Source organism: Paenibacillus vulneris (genome assembly GCF_039543185.1).
GTDB lineage: Bacteria > Bacillota > Bacilli > Paenibacillales > NBRC-103111 > Paenibacillus_S > Paenibacillus_S vulneris.
Window position 1 is genome coordinate 30,646 of sequence record NZ_BAABJG010000014.1, and the last position, 15,449, is coordinate 46,094.

The 15,449-nt window shown below is 49.2% G+C and carries 16 protein-coding genes; 4 read left to right on the forward strand and 12 right to left on the reverse strand.

From position 1 onward, the window contains the following. Nucleotides 1-31: 31 nt before the first annotated feature. The 3 genes from ABEA66_RS12400 to ABEA66_RS12410 all read right to left on the reverse strand — a co-directional run bounded on the left by ABEA66_RS12400 (nt 32) and on the right by ABEA66_RS12410 (nt 2,176). Nucleotides 32-1,105 carry a M24 family metallopeptidase gene (locus tag ABEA66_RS12400; RefSeq protein WP_345587768.1) on the reverse strand — a complete coding sequence of 358 codons (1,074 nt, stop codon included), beginning with the start codon at nt 1,103-1,105 and terminating at the stop codon, nt 32-34. A gap of 4 nt (nt 1,106-1,109) precedes the next feature. After that, complete coding sequence (aroQ, locus tag ABEA66_RS12405; RefSeq protein ID WP_192704508.1) at nt 1,110-1,556, reverse strand: type II 3-dehydroquinate dehydratase; 447 nt, start codon at nt 1,554-1,556, stop codon at nt 1,110-1,112. Nucleotides 1,557-1,669: 113 nt separating this feature from the next. Further along, the gene (locus tag ABEA66_RS12410; protein WP_345587769.1) at nt 1,670-2,176 is read right to left on the reverse strand and encodes a YqhR family membrane protein; all 507 of its coding nucleotides are present in this window, start codon (nt 2,174-2,176) and stop codon (nt 1,670-1,672) included. A 311-nt stretch (nt 2,177-2,487) separates the two neighbouring features. Here ABEA66_RS12410 and ABEA66_RS12415 point away from each other — a divergent pair, with 311 nt between their 5' ends. Then, entirely contained in the window at nt 2,488-3,366 is an 879-nt protein-coding gene (locus ABEA66_RS12415; protein ID WP_377740075.1) for a DUF1385 domain-containing protein, read from the forward strand. 23 nt (nt 3,367-3,389) lie between these two features. Further along, a complete protein-coding gene (locus ABEA66_RS12420) occupies nt 3,390-3,656 on the forward strand; it encodes a hypothetical protein (protein ID WP_345587770.1) in 267 nt (88 codons plus the stop codon). A gap of 130 nt (nt 3,657-3,786) precedes the next feature. On the opposite strand, the gene ABEA66_RS12425 is transcribed toward ABEA66_RS12420, so the two are convergent. From ABEA66_RS12425 to ABEA66_RS12460, 8 genes are all read right to left on the reverse strand, one after another. Continuing rightward, nucleotides 3,787-4,761, reverse strand: coding sequence for a patatin-like phospholipase family protein (locus ABEA66_RS12425; protein ID WP_345587771.1), 975 nt, complete (start codon nt 4,759-4,761; stop codon nt 3,787-3,789). A gap of 172 nt (nt 4,762-4,933) precedes the next feature. Next, nucleotides 4,934-7,159: a transglutaminase TgpA family protein gene (locus ABEA66_RS12430; protein WP_345587772.1), complete on the reverse strand. Its 2,226-nt coding sequence runs from the start codon at nt 7,157-7,159 to the stop codon at nt 4,934-4,936. Further along, a complete protein-coding gene (locus tag ABEA66_RS12435; protein ID WP_225948453.1) occupies nt 7,156-8,385 on the reverse strand; it encodes a DUF58 domain-containing protein in 1,230 nt (409 codons plus the stop codon). Before ABEA66_RS12435 ends, ABEA66_RS12430 begins: the two co-directional genes overlap by 4 nt. 20 nt (nt 8,386-8,405) lie before the next feature. Further along, nucleotides 8,406-9,365: an AAA family ATPase gene (locus tag ABEA66_RS12440; protein ID WP_345587773.1), complete on the reverse strand. Its 960-nt coding sequence runs from the start codon at nt 9,363-9,365 to the stop codon at nt 8,406-8,408. A gap of 278 nt (nt 9,366-9,643) precedes the next feature. Further along, nucleotides 9,644-9,994, reverse strand: a complete 351-nt coding sequence (spoVAE, locus tag ABEA66_RS12445; protein ID WP_079911052.1) for a stage V sporulation protein AE — start codon at nt 9,992-9,994, stop codon at nt 9,644-9,646. A 14-nt stretch (nt 9,995-10,008) separates the two neighbouring features. Beyond that, on the reverse strand, nt 10,009-11,022 hold the full coding sequence (spoVAD, locus tag ABEA66_RS12450) for a stage V sporulation protein AD (protein ID WP_079910821.1): 1,014 nt from the start codon (nt 11,020-11,022) through the stop codon (nt 10,009-10,011). A 4-nt stretch (nt 11,023-11,026) separates the two neighbouring features. Then, the gene (gene spoVAC, locus ABEA66_RS12455) at nt 11,027-11,500 is read right to left on the reverse strand and encodes a stage V sporulation protein AC (RefSeq protein WP_192704499.1); all 474 of its coding nucleotides are present in this window, start codon (nt 11,498-11,500) and stop codon (nt 11,027-11,029) included. 52 nt (nt 11,501-11,552) lie between these two features. Next, the gene (locus ABEA66_RS12460; RefSeq protein WP_377740010.1) at nt 11,553-12,410 is read right to left on the reverse strand and encodes a DUF421 domain-containing protein; all 858 of its coding nucleotides are present in this window, start codon (nt 12,408-12,410) and stop codon (nt 11,553-11,555) included. A 177-nt stretch (nt 12,411-12,587) separates the two neighbouring features. Here ABEA66_RS12460 and ABEA66_RS12465 point away from each other — a divergent pair, with 177 nt between their 5' ends. Both ABEA66_RS12465 and ABEA66_RS12470 read left to right on the forward strand, forming a co-directional pair. Next, a complete protein-coding gene (locus ABEA66_RS12465) occupies nt 12,588-12,794 on the forward strand; it encodes a DUF1657 domain-containing protein (protein WP_079910824.1) in 207 nt (68 codons plus the stop codon). A gap of 327 nt (nt 12,795-13,121) precedes the next feature. Then, nucleotides 13,122-14,390: a glucuronate isomerase gene (locus tag ABEA66_RS12470; RefSeq protein ID WP_345587775.1), complete on the forward strand. Its 1,269-nt coding sequence runs from the start codon at nt 13,122-13,124 to the stop codon at nt 14,388-14,390. Nucleotides 14,391-14,458: 68 nt separating this feature from the next. Here ABEA66_RS12470 and ABEA66_RS12475 read toward each other — a convergent pair whose 3' ends face one another. Continuing rightward, entirely contained in the window at nt 14,459-15,400 is a 942-nt protein-coding gene (locus tag ABEA66_RS12475; protein ID WP_345587776.1) for a metallophosphoesterase family protein, read from the reverse strand. Between the last annotated feature and the right edge of the window lie 49 nt (nt 15,401-15,449).

A 15,449-nucleotide genomic window follows, 5' to 3' on the forward strand; every position in this document is an offset into this window, starting at 1 on the left:
GGCCATTCGCCTTCAGGCTTCCGCCAAGATGTTAATCCAAGGCAATCAAGTCTTTGCTTGAATGCGTCAATATTTTAATTCCGGATTCTGTAACGACGATATCATCTTCGATGCGAACTCCGCCGAAGCCTGGCAAATAAATGCCGGGTTCAACCGTTACGATCATTCCGGGCGTTAAAACCGTATCTCCGTTCTTGGAAAGCCGCGGCGCTTCATGAACTTCCATTCCCAGACCATGCCCCGTTCCGTGACCGAAATAATCGCCGTAACCATGCCGCTGGATAATATCCCTTGCGATTGCATCCGCTTCGCGGCCAGTCATCCCGGGTCTGATCTTGTCCAAAGCCGTCATTTGCGCTTCAAGAACAATCTGATAAATCTCTTTGTGCTTTTCCGTTGGCTTGCCTACTACCACTGTTCTCGTAATGTCGGAACAGTATCTTTTATAATAAGCGCCGTAATCCAGCGTGACAAATTCATTCGCCTGAAGGAGGCGGTCACTCGCTTTGCCATGAGGAAGCGCAGATCGTTCGCCGGATGCGACGATCGTCTCGAAAGACGTAGAAGCCGCTCCGTTTTTGCGGACGAACATTTCTATTTCAAGCGCAATATCCGCTTCCTTGGCACCGGGCTTCAGGAAATTCAGGATATGCGTGAAGGTGCAGTCTGCCAAATCGGCTGCTTCCTGCAGGACGGCTATTTCGGCATCGTCCTTAATGACCCGAAGCTTCTCGACAAGCCCGTCGGTCGGCTCCAATTGAATGCCGCTTAATGCCTTGGCAGCACTCTGGTATGCTCCGAACGTCATATCGTTTTGCTCGAAACCTACTTTGGTTATACCCAGCTTGACAAGCAGATCCTTTACTGTTTCCAACGGGTTCGGAGCATGCTCGACTACCTCATAATGAACGGCTTGAGCCGGGGCTTGAGTCATATAGCGAAAATCTGTCAACAGGTACGCTTTATTCTCGGAAATTAACACCATGCCGGATGAACCGGTAAAGCCCGTCATATAAAGGCGGTTCGTTTCGTTAGTAATTAAAAGCGCCTTTAAACCTTGCTCTTGCAAAACCGTGCGAAGGCGTTCTATACGTGCTTGCTGCATTAGGTTATCCCTCCAAAGAATTGAGGTGGCTTACCATGGCGCGAAGTCCCAGTTCGTAGCTGTCCACACCCAGACCGGCAATTTGGCCGAGTGCGACGGGAGCGATCACCGATACATGGCGAAACGCCTCTCTTTTGTGAATATTCGATATATGTACTTCAATTGTCGGAATTCGAACTGCCTCGATTGCATCGCGAATCGCATAGCTGTAATGCGTGAACGCTCCAGGGTTCATCACGATGCCGTCTTTGACCGAAAAAGCTTCGTGGATCTTATCGATTAGGGCCCCTTCATGATTGGATTGAAAGCATTCCAATTCCACGGACAGCTCTGCCGCCAGCTTCGTCAGCCGCTCTTCAATCGTTTGAAGCGATGTGGTTCCATACACGCCTGGCTCGCGAACGCCGAGCATGTTCAAATTCGGACCGTTTAATACCAAAATTTTTTTCAAGCCGGTCCCTCCAATACGTTTCATCAACATACAGAAATATACACCCGATTATTTTACCATAACTTTCTTCTGTTTGAGAACTGTTTTTTGCGGTTTGGCAAGCAGTCCCTGAATTATTCCGGCTGTGGATTCTTTTGTCCCGTATCGACAGGCTCTCTTTCCCGCTCGTCATTGAATTCCAGAGCCAGGCTGTACCCTATGAATAATCCCCACACAATAAACAGACAGACCTCTGTAATGATCGTGTTCCAGTCGAGATAAGCGATCCAATTCATCATCCCGGTTATCGGCCCGATCAGCAAAAAGATAAGCGCCCACCATATTGCTCCATAGGCAACACCCGGCCATGGCCCGGTCGCTTTGGCTAAGAAGGCTGTATACAGCAAGGACGCAAAAATAGAGAAAACAATAAACGTGACCCATCCTACCATATAGCCTTCAAAGCTGTTTAAAAATGACCGTTTATAAAAATGCTCCACCAAAAAGCCCGGAGGCAAGCTGGTAAAATGAAGATAATGCTCCAGCATTTTCACTGCGCCCCATATCAAACCCGCAAAAAAACCGATATTTAATGAAAACAGCCAACGGTTGGAAGGTGCTTTGGCTCTTGGCTCGTTCATGTCGTTCCTCCTCACAGGTTTAGCCGGACCAGCCTGCGCCCTAGGCCAAACCTTATGTTCATGTTCTGACCCACATCTGCAACGCCTGCGCTTCCTTCTTATCTTAAGCAAGGAAATGATGTCGCATTCTTGCAGCGGAATACCGTTAGTATATACAAATATTTGTCCCCTAAACGGTGGCATTCTCTCTTTGAATCCGATACAATAATGTAGAGTCGCCATTTTATTTCTATCAGAAGAAGGTGTAGTCTTTGTCGCAAAATGAAAAACCATGTGCCATTTACGGTGGCCAAGCCGTGATTGAAGGGGTCATGTTTGGGGGCCAAACTGTTAACGTAACGGCCATTCGCCGAAAAGATAATACTATCGAGTACTTGGAGGTTCCCAAGACCGAAATCGGTTGGGTCAAAGTCTTGAAGAAAATACCGTTTATCCGCGGCATTGTCGGCATTATTGAAGCTAGCGCCAAAGGCGCCCAGCATCTTAATTTTTCGGCGGAAGCCTTTGCCGAGGAGGAAGGGGACGGTACACCGAAGGAGGAGAAAAAGGAATCGGTCACCGGACGTATATCCATGATCCTGGGCGTAGCGGTTGTGGGGATCATTTCCTTTATATTCGGTAAATTCGTCTTTACGCTCATCCCTCCTATTATCGAGCAGCTGTTATTTGCTAACCTGTTTCAGAATCAAATCGGGCACAACTTGATCGAGGGATTAATCAAGATCGTACTGTTAATCGGCTACATTTACTTTATTTCCCTAACACCGATGATCAAACGCCTGTTTCAATACCACGGAGCCGAACACAAGGTCATCAGTGCCTATGAAGCCGGAGTAGAGCTGACGGTCGAAAATGTACAAAAATTCAGCACGCTGCATTACCGGTGCGGAAGCAGCTTTATCGTATTCACCGTACTGGTCGGCGTCATTATTTATTCCTTCTTTACGTATGATTCATTTGTGGAACGTATCGTCCAACGGATCGTATTATTACCTGTAGTCATTGGCGTCTCATACGAAGTGCTGCGCTTTACGAACAGCCTGCGGGAAGTTCCTGTTCTTCGTTATCTGGGTTATCCCGGGCTGTGGCTGCAGATGCTTACGACCAAGCAGCCGGATAATTCCATGGTCGAAGTATCCATCGCCTCTTTCAACCGGATGAGAGAATTAGATAAAGAAGCAAGAGCATAATATGGATTAGAGGAGGGGCAGCGATGAAAAAGCGTTTTTCCATAGCCACCTATGTTATTCTGGGGTTAGCCTTGATCGGGATCGCCTCCAAAGCTTTGCAATTGATCATCCCCATTTTGGTATTTGGCGTTATCTTCCTGCTGTATAAGTATCCGCCAAATCGTTGGCGCAAGCCCGCCTTCTCCGCCAAAAGCGGCGGAAGAACCAAAGAAAGACGCACTCGCAACGCAACATTTCGCGTTATCGACGGCAATAAAGGGAGCTCTGACGAGCCCCCCAAATATCATTAAAACGGCGACCGGGTCGCCGTTTTTTTTGCATTAAGGAACTGACAGATTCCGTGCTCCCCGCGGAGCACCAGAATCAGCCCCAAAAATTAGCTTCGGAGACTCTCCCTCTCTTTGCGGGGCTATTTTGTGTTTATTTGATTTTTCTTCGAAGAACATGCTGCTCAAAGCCCATTTTGTAATCCATCAGCTTCCATTTATTCAGGAAGGCTTCTCCAGCCAGGCATCCGGCTTCGTACAGCTCCAGACTTTTTTCATTAGAGATGTCAAAATCGGTCACGCTTACACCTAACGTCGGGATTTTGATGGTCCGAAACCGGTTCGCTTCTTCGATATAACGTTCATCATGGGCATCCATCATAGTGGAGAATAACGCTTTAAACATCGTCACCGGACCGAAAATCGTATTAGGCTGCCCGGTTCCTCTCCCTACAAGCTGGAAGCCGATCGTAGGAATAAGCTGCTCCGCCTTAGGGGTGTGGTCCTGGTCAAAAATCCAGAGAGGAAAATTGCTCAGAAGCCCTCCGTCCACAATATATGCGAACTGGTCCGCGAACGACTGCTTGGGTGCTCTTTTGCTGGGAGCTTTACGAATAATGACGGGGTCAAAAAAATAAGGGATGCTCGTGCTCATACGAACGGCTTTGGAGATTAGCAATCGCTTGGGGTCAATCCCGTACTGTTCAATATCATCCGGCAGCACAAGAAGCCTTCGGTCCGAAATATCCGATGCGATAATGCGGAGCTGGTTTTTTTTCAAATCGCTGAACGTGCGTATCCCTTTGGCCAGAAGCAGCTGGTGAATCCAATGCTCGAGCGCCTCTCCCGAATATAATCCTTTTTTCAAAAATAGCCGGGTAAGCGGGCCGATGATCTTTGCATTAAATACGGGTGCACGCTGCATAAAGGAGCTGAACGGGGTCGCCATAATAATATTCTTCAGCTCTTCAGCGGAATATCCCGCCGCTACTAATGATGCAACGATGGCCCCTGATGACGTCCCAGCCACCTGATGGAAGGTAAGCCCCTTACGCTCCGCCGCGTGAACCGCTCCTGCCAGTGCTATCCCCTTGACTCCGCCGCCTTCGAAAACCGCATTGATTTTCACAAGCATCCCTTCTCCCGCTCGTAATGTTCGCCTTAAAAAATGTATGCGGGCAGAGATTGTACATATGTTCATAGAAGCTGCGGCTGGCAGCAGGTTCTATGAAAGGGGCTTAGCCCTCTGAAGGATGGCAAAAAAAAGACGCATGCGTTGAAGCACACGTCTCCTTCTCTCATCAAAATTGCGAACGCAGTTTTTCAACAACGGCAACCGTATGCTGCCATTCCTCTTCCGAGATCTCCGCTTTACTGTATTTCGCTTTTTCGAATACAGCCAACACCTGCTCCAGGTCGGATTTCATCCATTTGCTCTGCTGGGACCAGCGGCGCATCGCTTCGCGCAGCGTTTCATGCTCGTACCGCACGTAACCGTTGCGGCGGCATATGCGCAGCAGTCTTTCGCATTCAATAATAACCTTTTGCTTTAATAAGGATGCGCGTCTGCGTTCAAGCTTCTCTTGTATCAGCTCCACTAGCTGAAATTTTCGAATCAGAAGCACAATAGCGGCTGCCGCAATCACTGCAGCTATGACAATACCTGCAACATGTCCATGCCGTTCAAGTACTGTCGGTTCAGGCTCTGACGGCGTAACCTCAGGAACGACGGAAGGCTCAAAGGAAATTTCTTCGGTTTGAACTGCCCGAGGCAGCGTAAATCCGGAGGTTGGCTCGAACGGTACCCAGCCCCAGCCACTGAAATATACTTCTACCCATGAGTGCGCATCCGCATTCCGCACCGTATACACTCCCGCGGCGTCCGGGTCCATAAGTGATTCCTCGCCGAACATGCCGAACATTTCGTCTATATTGGACGATTGCCCTGAGGCGTAGCCCTTAACCCAACGGGTCGGAAGCCCTACCGAACGGGATAGTACAGCCATAGCAGAGGAGTAGTAATCGCAATACCCTTCCTTTATTTCGAACAAAAAGCGATCCACAAAGTCCTTGCTGCGTCCTTTACTTAAATCAGGTTTATTCGTATAGGGATAATTCTCTCGCAAATATTTTTCAATAGCTTTGGCTTTATCGTATGGAGTCGGCGCATTCTTCGTAATGTCTGCGGCGAGCTGCCGTACCCGGCCAGGCAATTGATCGGGAAGCTGCAAGTATTCCCCCATATCGCTCCGCACAGACGTATCGGTGACCTTCCTCAACCCTTCTTCATCGATGATAGGCATTTGCGAAACAACCGTATACGTTTTCGGATAGCCTTGGTTGAGGGCAGCGTTCAATCTGAGCTCCGATTGTGAAGGCGCCCATAGCAGGGGCTCGAAGCCGGTTTTTCCTCCATTGAGATCGGTGACCTTCTGAATATCGTACGCACCGAATAATACGGGGTACACGTCCTCGGACAGTACACTTACGGTCTGTTTGACCTCAATCGTCTTCATCTTGCTGCCTGCACTTCGGGGATCCGAAGCCAATATGGCATCAGGACGTACCGCGGTGGCTGCGGCCCGTTTATCATTATCCCCTAATTCCCAGCCCTTTCCGGTATAGTTGGCTCGGGTTTCCCCCCTCCAATAACTGCGATGCGTGGTGTCCACGGTCATAACAGGGGTGTAGTCGAACTGAAACCCGCTGCCCAGAGCAGCATCACTCCGGCTATAACCGGAAGAAGTATCGCCGGAAGAGGCTGCAACCTCGATCCCTTTACCGGTAGTAAAATTAACCGACTCCCCGCGCATCGTCCTCCAAGCTGTGTAGGGGTCTGTGACCATTGGGCCCACTTCAGGCATAATAGCTCCAACTACCACAGTTAGACTGATCAGCGAGACGATGGGAATGGCAATCGAGGCCGGGTAATCCGCCAGATAGCTCCAGGCCGTCGGGTCTTTCTTACGCAGCTGCTGGAAATGGCTCAAGATCAGTAAGAACAATCCGCATCCGATTGTTATTGCGACCTGCGGCCACAAATAAACGCTCGAGAAGGAATCTCGAATACACATGATAATGACGGTGGCCAGCATCAATACGTAGACGCGCCACTTGACCTCTACCCACCATATGAAAGCAAGATACGCCACCCAGGCCGCCAAGCTGAACCAGAGATAAGGGGTAAGCTGGTACAAATTTAAAAATAACCGCGATGAAAAAAAGCTCTGTACCGTCATGTTCTCTATGACTTGATAGGAATACAGCACCTGCTTATTGATGATAATAATGAGCAATAGCTGGACCAGACTCCGCAGCAGCCAGTGGATTCTGGAGAAGTGCTCCAGAATGAGCGTTGCCAGCAAGGTCAGCTCTACAATGACAACCGTCTCTGGCAGCCAGAGATGATCCTCCTTCATGAACCACAGCACATACTGTAGCAGGAATATGCCTACAAGCAGTACAGTTAACCTGTGGGGCCATTCATGGAACAACAGCTGCCGCCACCAGGATACTCGTTCGTTCATCCGCTCCGACCTCCCAACAAGACCGGAAGCTCGCTTAACGACTGAATAGCGTATCCGGCAACGCCTATGGACTGAAGCTGCTTCAGCCACTTCTCTTTATTAGCTGGGTCTGTGCAGAGCCACATGTGGCATGGATTGAGCTGCAGCTGTTTCATCAAGCTGATGATTTGCAGCATCGGCTCGCCGTAGACAGGAGTAATCAGTGCTATAAAGCTTCCTGGCACCAGGTTTTGCGCTTTTTCCCTTATGACCTGCTTCAAGGAATAATTCCCGTCTGCTTCCACCTGGATAAAATGCTGCTGCACCGTCTTATGTTGATTTTGTCCCGGCTTGGGCTCGAAATACACATCGTCCGCCCCGGTAGACAGGAGTCCCAAGGCAAGTCCGCGGGTCGTCCCGTATTGAAATAAGGAGGCGGCAACCGATACCGCCAGCTCGAATTGATCCGGATCGTTATACCCCTTGCGTTCCCTATCCAGAATAAGATAGGTCTTCGGAAGAGACTCCCTCTCAAACTCCTTGGACTTCCACGTCCCGGTCTTCGCTGTCGCATTCCAATGAATTCTGGAAAGGCGGTCGCCATATATATATTCTCGTACGCCGTTAATCTGCGTCGTTTCCCTGACAGCCCGGGTCGTTGTGGAATGATGGTTGGTACCCTTCATCATCTGGTGATATTGCTGCCACTCCCGAATCGCTATGGTCTGCGGAAGAACGACAATGCTGTGCGGCAGCTTTAAATTCCCGCTGTGCTCGAACAAGCCGAAGATATCTTCCGTTACACACTCCGTCGTTCCGAAGCTGTACATGCCCCTGCGCAAGGAAGGGGTACGGTATTCCCATTCGCCCCGGCGGCGCCAATCGGGAACGATCGTGGCCTCGAATTCGAGCTCCGTTCCATTCTTGTGAAACAGCCGATCCTTCACAAATATATACGGCATCGGCCAAAATCCGGGGATCTGCAGCTGAATCGTTACGCCCAAGCTGCTTCCTGCTTCCAACGTTCCCCCATGATCAATATTGCTCAGGATTCTTGTTCCCTGGGTTCGCTTAATCCCGCTCCATTGGCCCAGCAGCAAATAAACGCTTAGAAGACTTATGATGACAAATACCATTAGCGCCAATTTGCCGCCCTGAAACAGAAGGAAGCCCAAGCTGATAAGAAAGCTGGCCAGCACCGCCCAGAATTGCTTGCTCAAACGCTGCCTCTCCGTCAACTTCTGCATGACCGATCCCCTCATCATGCTTATTTCTCCAGACGGATCGGCACTCTAACCTGCTGGAAAACGGATTGCAGCACGGACGGTACCGTCGTTCCGTCCATTCTCGCTTCCGCATGAAGCAAAATGCGGTGGCCCAGCACGTACGGCGCCAAGAACTTGATATCGTCGGGAATGACATAATCCCGTTCCTGCAACAGCGCGTATGCCTTGGATGCTTGAACCAAAGCCAGCGTAGCCCGAGGACTTGCCCCGAGGAAGATAGCCGGGTGCTCCCTGGTCTGGCGGGTAATGGCTACAAGATACGCCGCTACCGCATCATCCAGATGAACCTGCTTGACGCGCTGCTGGATTTCCTGGATTTCATCTACCTCCGCGACAGGCTGCAGCAGCTCGACCGGGTGAACGACACTCTGGGATTGGATCATTCTGGTCTCGGTGGCTTCATCCGGATAACCGAGACTGAATTTCATCATAAAGCGGTCGAGCTGAGCTTCCGGCAAAATATAAGTCCCTTCAAAATCAATCGGATTTTGCGTTGCCAGCAGCAAAAACGGATTCGGCAGCTCATGAGTTACCCCGTCCACCGTAATGTGCCGCTCTTCCATAGCCTCAAGTAAAGCCGATTGCGTCTTGGTGGTTGCCCTGTTAATTTCATCCGCAAGCAAGATGTGAGTCATGATGGGACCCGGACGAAAAATAAAAACTTCATCCTTCGGATGATATATAGAAACCCCCGTAATATCCGTCGGGAGTAAATCAGGATTGCATTGGATTCGCCTAAATTGGCCGCGGATCGATTTAGCCAGCGATTTGATCAATACAGTCTTCCCTGTTCCCGGTACATCTTCGAGCAGCACGTGGCCTCCCGCCAGCATCGCTGTCAAAAGAAGCTTAATCTCATCCGTCTTGCCGAGGATGCAAGATTCCAAATTCGCTTGAATGCGCTTTATAATCTGTATGTCTTCTTTTACGATAGGCTCCATGATCCTGATCCTCCTTGAGGTATTCAAAAAGTGTAGGTTTTTACCTATAGTGGTCCTCATTCTATTTTACAAGATTCAAAAAAGCCAGTATACATGTAAAAATGCTAAATTTGTTTGTAAAATTACACATTTTGGTACATTTTCTTCCTGATGCTTGCCGTCATACCTGCTTATGTAAGCTCCGCACCAAAAAAATACTCCGGGAAGCTTCCCGGAGCCTGCTTTGCCAATATTCATGTTGAACGAAAATCAAAGTTTTTTGTGGGGGCTAAACCTGGTTATCCTTTCGGTCTGCAGACAAGGGCTGCCAGGAAGGAAAAGATGATCGCCGCGGAGATCCCTGCGCTAGTTACCTCGAAAATACCTGTAATAATCCCAATCGCGCCGTGGAGCTTTAGCTCCTGCATAGCGCCATGAACTAGGGAATTACCGAAGCTCGTAATTGGCACTGTAGCGCCTGCGCCGGCAAACTTGATGAACGGCTCGTACAGCCCAACCCCATCCAATACCGCTCCCGCCACAACCAAGGAGCTCATGGTGTGAGCCGGAGTCAGCTTGCCTACATCCATCAGCAGCTGCCCGACAACACAGATTGCACCTCCAATAACGAACGCCCATACAAAATGCATGACTGTATCCACGTTTATTCCTCCCCGCTTTCTATGGCTACCGCATGAGCGATACATGGAATGCTTTCGCCTTGTTGGAACGATAGCGGAGATAACAAGGCACCGGTCGCTACAACCAGCACTCTCTTCAATTCACCCTTGCGCAGCTTTTTCATAATATGTCCATACGTAACGACGGCGGAGCACCCGCAGCCGCTGCCTCCAGCCATTACGGCCTGCTTATTCACATCAAATACCATGAGACCGCAATCCTTATAAATAGTTTGGTTCATCGGAATCTTATGCTTCTCCAGCAGCTCGCATGCAATTTCATAGCCTACGGAAGCCAGGTCGCCTGTTACGATAAGATCGTAATAGCCCGGCTCCCGCTCAAAATCCCGAAAATGAGCCTGTATCGTATCTACAGCGGCGGGAGCCATAGCGGCCCCCATATTGAACGGATCCTTAATTCCCATATCCACAACCCGTCCTATGGTTGCGCCTGTCACTACTGGTCCCTTGCCATGCCGGGAAATTACGGCGGCTCCCGCTCCAGTTACCGTATATTGTGCTGTGGGAGGCTTTTGCGAGCCATATTCGGTCGGATACCGGAACTGCTTTTCCGATGTACAGTTATGGCTGCAGGTTCCGGCCATAGCGTACTTGGCGGAGCCGGAGTCAACAATTAATGAAGCCATTGCCAGCCCTTCCATCGAGGTGGAACAAGCGCCGAATATGCCGAGATAAGGAATGGACATCGTCCGGGCGGCGAATGTGTTGCTTATAATCTGGTTCATAAGGTCGCCGCCGACATAAAACTGGATCTGTTCTTTAGTAAGTCCGGCATTCTCAATGGCAAGCTTGCCTGCTTCCTCCATCAGCTTTCGTTCAGCTTTCTCCCAGCTATCCTGCCCCAAGGTAAGATCGCCGTGAACAATATCAAAATCATTCACAAGCGGACCCTGGCTCTCGTCCGGGCCTACAACCGTGGCCGTAGCCTGGATGACAGGCTTGTTGCGGAATATCCAGCTTTGATGACCCTGCAGCATCCGATTACCTCCCCATTCCAAAGAGTAAATGAATGATCCCGATCACGAAAGCGGCGACCGTTCCGAATACAATAACCGAGCCTGCAAGCTTGAACATATTGGCACCTACGCCAAGCACAATCCCTTCGCTCTTATGCTCCAATGCTGCGGAACACATGGAGTTGGCAAAGCCGGTAACCGGAACGGCCGAGCCCGCTCCCGCCCATTGAGCGATCTTGTCGTATACACCGAAGCAGGTCAGTACGACGGAGATAAAAATCAGGACGGCAACCGTAGGATTGCCTGCCGTCTTCTCGGTAAATCCGAACACTCTTATGAAAAGCTCCATCAAGGCCTGACCGATAATGCAAATAATCCCTCCGACCAAAAAAGCTCTAAGACAGTTTTTCACCACGGGTCTGGGCGGTTCTTTTCTCTTGGCCAGCTCCTGATATTCCTCTTGGGTCCACGTCATTTTTTGCTTTGCTTTTACAGCCATGGTTCCACATCCTTTCTCATCCTTGCGATGGAATACCTTTAAGAAGTAGACTTTATCGTTTCAGTACGGGAATGAGATTGACAATTTCCTTACGCAGCAGTCTTGCGCACTGCTCATACATCATTTTGGCTTCGCTGCTGTTGGTCGCCAATCCGTACAGCGAGATGTCGGCTTCACATTTTTTCAAGTTGGCCAGCAGCAGAAGCTTCTCACTATTGGCTGGTACCTGAAGCATGTCGTCATACAAATCCACATAGAGCGAACCGTAAGAATCTACCTGGCCGAGAAATACATTATCTTTGGTAACCCCTATTTTCTCCAGCTCCGCCTGCAGCCATGCACGGCTGAAACCAGCGGTAGCCAACGGCTCGTCCATAATGTTCCCATCAATAATGACGGTTTGCGGCTCCTTCTCCGGCCCGACTTTAATGCCTAGCTGTTTCGGAGTGAGCGGCTGGTTCTCCTTCTTAAGAAGCACGTTGAGCTCACCGCTGGATTCCAAAACGGCAAACTCCACATCCGCGATGTTAAATACACTCTTTTTCCGAAGCTGCTCCAACAGCTCATCCGCTGTATAGCGCTCTTTCTTCAGGTTTTTCCCCATGACCTTTCCGTCCTTGATCATAACCGTTCCATTGCCTTCAAACCATTTGCGAAGGGTAACGCTTTTCAAGGAAACGAGCTCTATGGTGAGCGGCACCAGAAACCAAACAAGCAAAGCAGTGATCCCATGTGTGTAATGATTTTCCAAATCGGTTGAAATAAATCCGGCCAGCTCCCCTAACGTGATCCCGGTTATATATTCAAAGAAGGTGAGCTGCGATATTTGCTTTTTTCCAAGCAAACGAGTGATCAAGAACAGCATGGCAATTGCGCCCAGCGACCTTAAAGCGATATGTAGCCATTCCATTTCCATAGTCTCCTTTTCAAACGAGTTACTTTACTAAACAATTATTTGTCAAAAGGCGCAGCGTTATAAAAGGTTTGCGGCCTTAGTTTTTTCCAAAAGTTTTCCCATTTTGTTACAGTAATTAGATGTTTTTTTCCTGCGCACATTAGTAGAGGACTTGAAGAGGAGGTGAAACAAATGACAGTAGCATCTAACGTAAAAACGACCCTGGCATCCTTGAAAAGTGCACAAGCAAGCTTGGAAACTTTCGCCCTGAGCACTCAAAATCAAGAAGCAAAGACGATGTTCGAGCAAGCCGCTAAAACCACTCAATCCGTAGTGGACCAAATCAACGGCCGCATTCAGCAATTAGAAAACGAAGAACCTCAATATAAAGGTTTCTAATGGGTCCGAATCCATAATAAAACAGCCTTCTTTCCCTGCTGCAATGGGGAAGAGGCTGTTTTATTTTTGCACGGTTGCTTTCATCACAATAAGACGACAAACAAAATTAGCAATAATATGAAGAGCACGAGAATCATAACCAACGAACTAGACTTATCCATCCGGTTTTCGGCTCCATTCTTGAATCCTATGCACGCTGGGATGCATGGTTTATGGTATGCTGGGACGAATTGTGTTGGGTTGTGTATATGCCTATACCGAAAAAAATGTTATAATAAGTTCATTGTTCACGTTAACATAAACTTATTTTGCGGGAGGCTCTCATTTATGACTATTCAAACCCATGAACAGCTTGTTTCCTTCGTGCAGGAGACCGTTCGAAACACCCAAGTTACCGACATACATACCCACTTATTCGCCGAATCCTTTGGGGATTTGCTATTGTGGGGCGTGGACGAGCTTCTTACTTATCATTATTTGATTGCTGAGACATTCCGCTTCCGTTCCGACCTGTCCTACGATGCTTTCTGGAAGATGAGCAAGCAGGAGCAAGCAGATCTGATCTGGCAGACGCTCTTTATCGAGCATTCGCCATACAGCGAAGCTTGCCGCGGTGTAGTTACCGTTCTTCATCGGCTGGGATTTGATCTTAAATCCCGTGATTTAAACTCTTATCGCGAATATTTCCGCAATGTCAGCTCCGCAGACTATGTTAACCGTATCCTGGAGCTGGCCAAAGTAAAAACCGTTGTGATGACGAATGATCCTTTTGATGCTTATGAGCGGAGCAAATGGGCGGAGAATGCCGAGCAGGACCCTCGTTTCCTTGCGGCATTACGGATTGATCCGCTGCTTAACCTTTGGGATACAAGCTGGTCGAAGCTGGTTGAGCAAGGCTACGACGTCAAACAGGATTTGTCCGGAAGCACCATGGAGGAAGTTCGCCGTTTCCTTAAAGATTGGATCGCCAGAATGAACCCGTTGTACATGGCCGTTTCTTTGCCTAACGACTTTGCTTATCCGGAACCTTCTGTACGTGGACGGATTATTGATGAATGTATCGTACCGGTGGCACGCGAGGCGGGCATTCCGTTTGCCATGATGATCGGGGTGAAACGCAAGGTCAATCCATCCCTTAAGGATGCGGGAGATAGCCTGGGCAAGAGCGATATCGGTGCGGTCGAACGTATCGTAAGTAAATATCAGGATGTCAAATTCCTCGTGACCATGCTTTCCCGTGAGAATCAGCACGAGCTGGCCGTTACAGCACGTAAAAATCGCAATCTGTTAGTCTTCGGCTGCTGGTGGTTCCTGAACAATCCAAGCTTGATTGAGGAAATTACGCGTATGCGTCTTGAGCTGCTGGGCGGCAGCATAATTCCTCAGCATTCGGACTGCCGTATTCTTGATCAGCTGCTGTATAAATGGGATCACTCCCGTGAAATTATTGCTAAAGTGCTTTGCGACAAATACAGCGATTTGCTCGCATCCGGATGGAGACTGGAGGAAGAAGAAATTCGCCGTGACGTGGAGGATCTTCTCGGGGGAACATTCTGGAAGTTTCTTGGAAAGCCAGACCCGGCGCTTTCCCGTTAAGGCAATCTAAGCAAGGCGTCCCTACGATGTTGCGGGGGACGCCTTTTTTATTGATATGCTCTTGCTTCTTAATACAAATGCACGTATTCAGGCTGATGCTCCGGCTGCTCCGTTACTCGGGTACCGTCTTCAAGCAGAAGCCATGTATCAAACTCTTTCCTGCCCTCGTGCATCCGAATGATTCTTGCCCCTCGCTGAAAATCATCACGCCCATACGTGTTAAACCCTGTAGCCCGGCCATAGCATAGCCGGATGCCCTGCTTCGTTCCCCAGTAATCGTTAAGATGGTCATGACCGGCAAAGGTGCCCATCACATCTCCCATTTCAACCATCGCGGAGAAAAGGCCCGTATTAATGCGCGGACAGCATACCCTTTCATTCTTACTGCCGTAACAAACCTCCTGCTGCCATACCTCGTTATACTCCGGCAATGGAATATGAAAGAAGGCCAAGGATGGCAGCGGAACTCCGTTATTGGACCTGGTTCTTTCTCTCGACATTCCTTCATACCACGACACCTGATCCCGTCCAATCCATCCGTACCCCTTTACATGGGAAAGCGGCGATACACTGCCGGAATCAAAAAAATACAGCGAAGCTGCCGCATGGCCGCGGGCATCGTTGACGGATAGAGCATAATTGCCGATTCCCCCGATATCCTCCGGTCCTGCTTCCGCTAATGCGAATTCATAGGGCTGAACGGCTTCCATTAATGCTTCTCTTGTGATTTTGGCTTCGGAATCATGATTACCGAATACGACGGCCCAAGGGATTTTGTCGTTATCCACAACCGAGACGGCCCTATGAAACCTTTGCAAGGGATCGTCGCAATGCTTGTCTTCGATCACATCACCCGTGAAGACGACAAGATCGGGACGTTCCGTCTCCAGCACCTTTTTCATTAAGGAAAGCGTCCGATCGTCGGCCTCCCCTCCGGATTTCATATGAACGTCTGTAAATTGAACGATGGTGAATGTACCGTCTTGACGAAAAGAAAGCGATTGCTTCAAACCGATCTTCCCCTTTATGTATTGGAATGAAATGACTATGACGCATTCC

Excerpts from the sequence above, each read along its gene's own strand:
- ABEA66_RS12430 (WP_345587772.1), bottom strand. The coding sequence starts at position 7,159 with ATGAACGAACGAGTATCCTGGTGGCGGCAGCTGTTGTTCCATGAATGG.
- ABEA66_RS12465 (WP_079910824.1), top strand. The coding sequence starts at position 12,588 with ATGACAGTAGCATCTAACGTAAAAACGACCCTGGCATCCTTGAAAAGT.
- ABEA66_RS12400 (WP_345587768.1), bottom strand. The coding sequence starts at position 1,105 with ATGCAGCAAGCACGTATAGAACGCCTTCGCACGGTTTTGCAAGAGCAA.
- ABEA66_RS12420 (WP_345587770.1), top strand. The coding sequence starts at position 3,390 with ATGAAAAAGCGTTTTTCCATAGCCACCTATGTTATTCTGGGGTTAGCC.
- ABEA66_RS12410 (WP_345587769.1), bottom strand. The coding sequence starts at position 2,176 with ATGAACGAGCCAAGAGCCAAAGCACCTTCCAACCGTTGGCTGTTTTCA.
- spoVAC (WP_192704499.1), bottom strand. The coding sequence starts at position 11,500 with ATGGCTGTAAAAGCAAAGCAAAAAATGACGTGGACCCAAGAGGAATAT.
- ABEA66_RS12460 (WP_377740010.1), bottom strand. The coding sequence starts at position 12,410 with ATGGAATGGCTACATATCGCTTTAAGGTCGCTGGGCGCAATTGCCATG.
- ABEA66_RS12470 (WP_345587775.1), top strand. The coding sequence starts at position 13,122 with ATGACTATTCAAACCCATGAACAGCTTGTTTCCTTCGTGCAGGAGACC.
- ABEA66_RS12435 (WP_225948453.1), bottom strand. The coding sequence starts at position 8,385 with ATGCAGAAGTTGACGGAGAGGCAGCGTTTGAGCAAGCAATTCTGGGCG.
- ABEA66_RS12440 (WP_345587773.1), bottom strand. The coding sequence starts at position 9,365 with ATGGAGCCTATCGTAAAAGAAGACATACAGATTATAAAGCGCATTCAA.
- ABEA66_RS12415 (WP_377740075.1), top strand. The coding sequence starts at position 2,488 with ATGTTTGGGGGCCAAACTGTTAACGTAACGGCCATTCGCCGAAAAGAT.
- spoVAD (WP_079910821.1), bottom strand. The coding sequence starts at position 11,022 with ATGCTGCAGGGTCATCAAAGCTGGATATTCCGCAACAAGCCTGTCATC.
- spoVAE (WP_079911052.1), bottom strand. The coding sequence starts at position 9,994 with ATGCATTTTGTATGGGCGTTCGTTATTGGAGGTGCAATCTGTGTTGTC.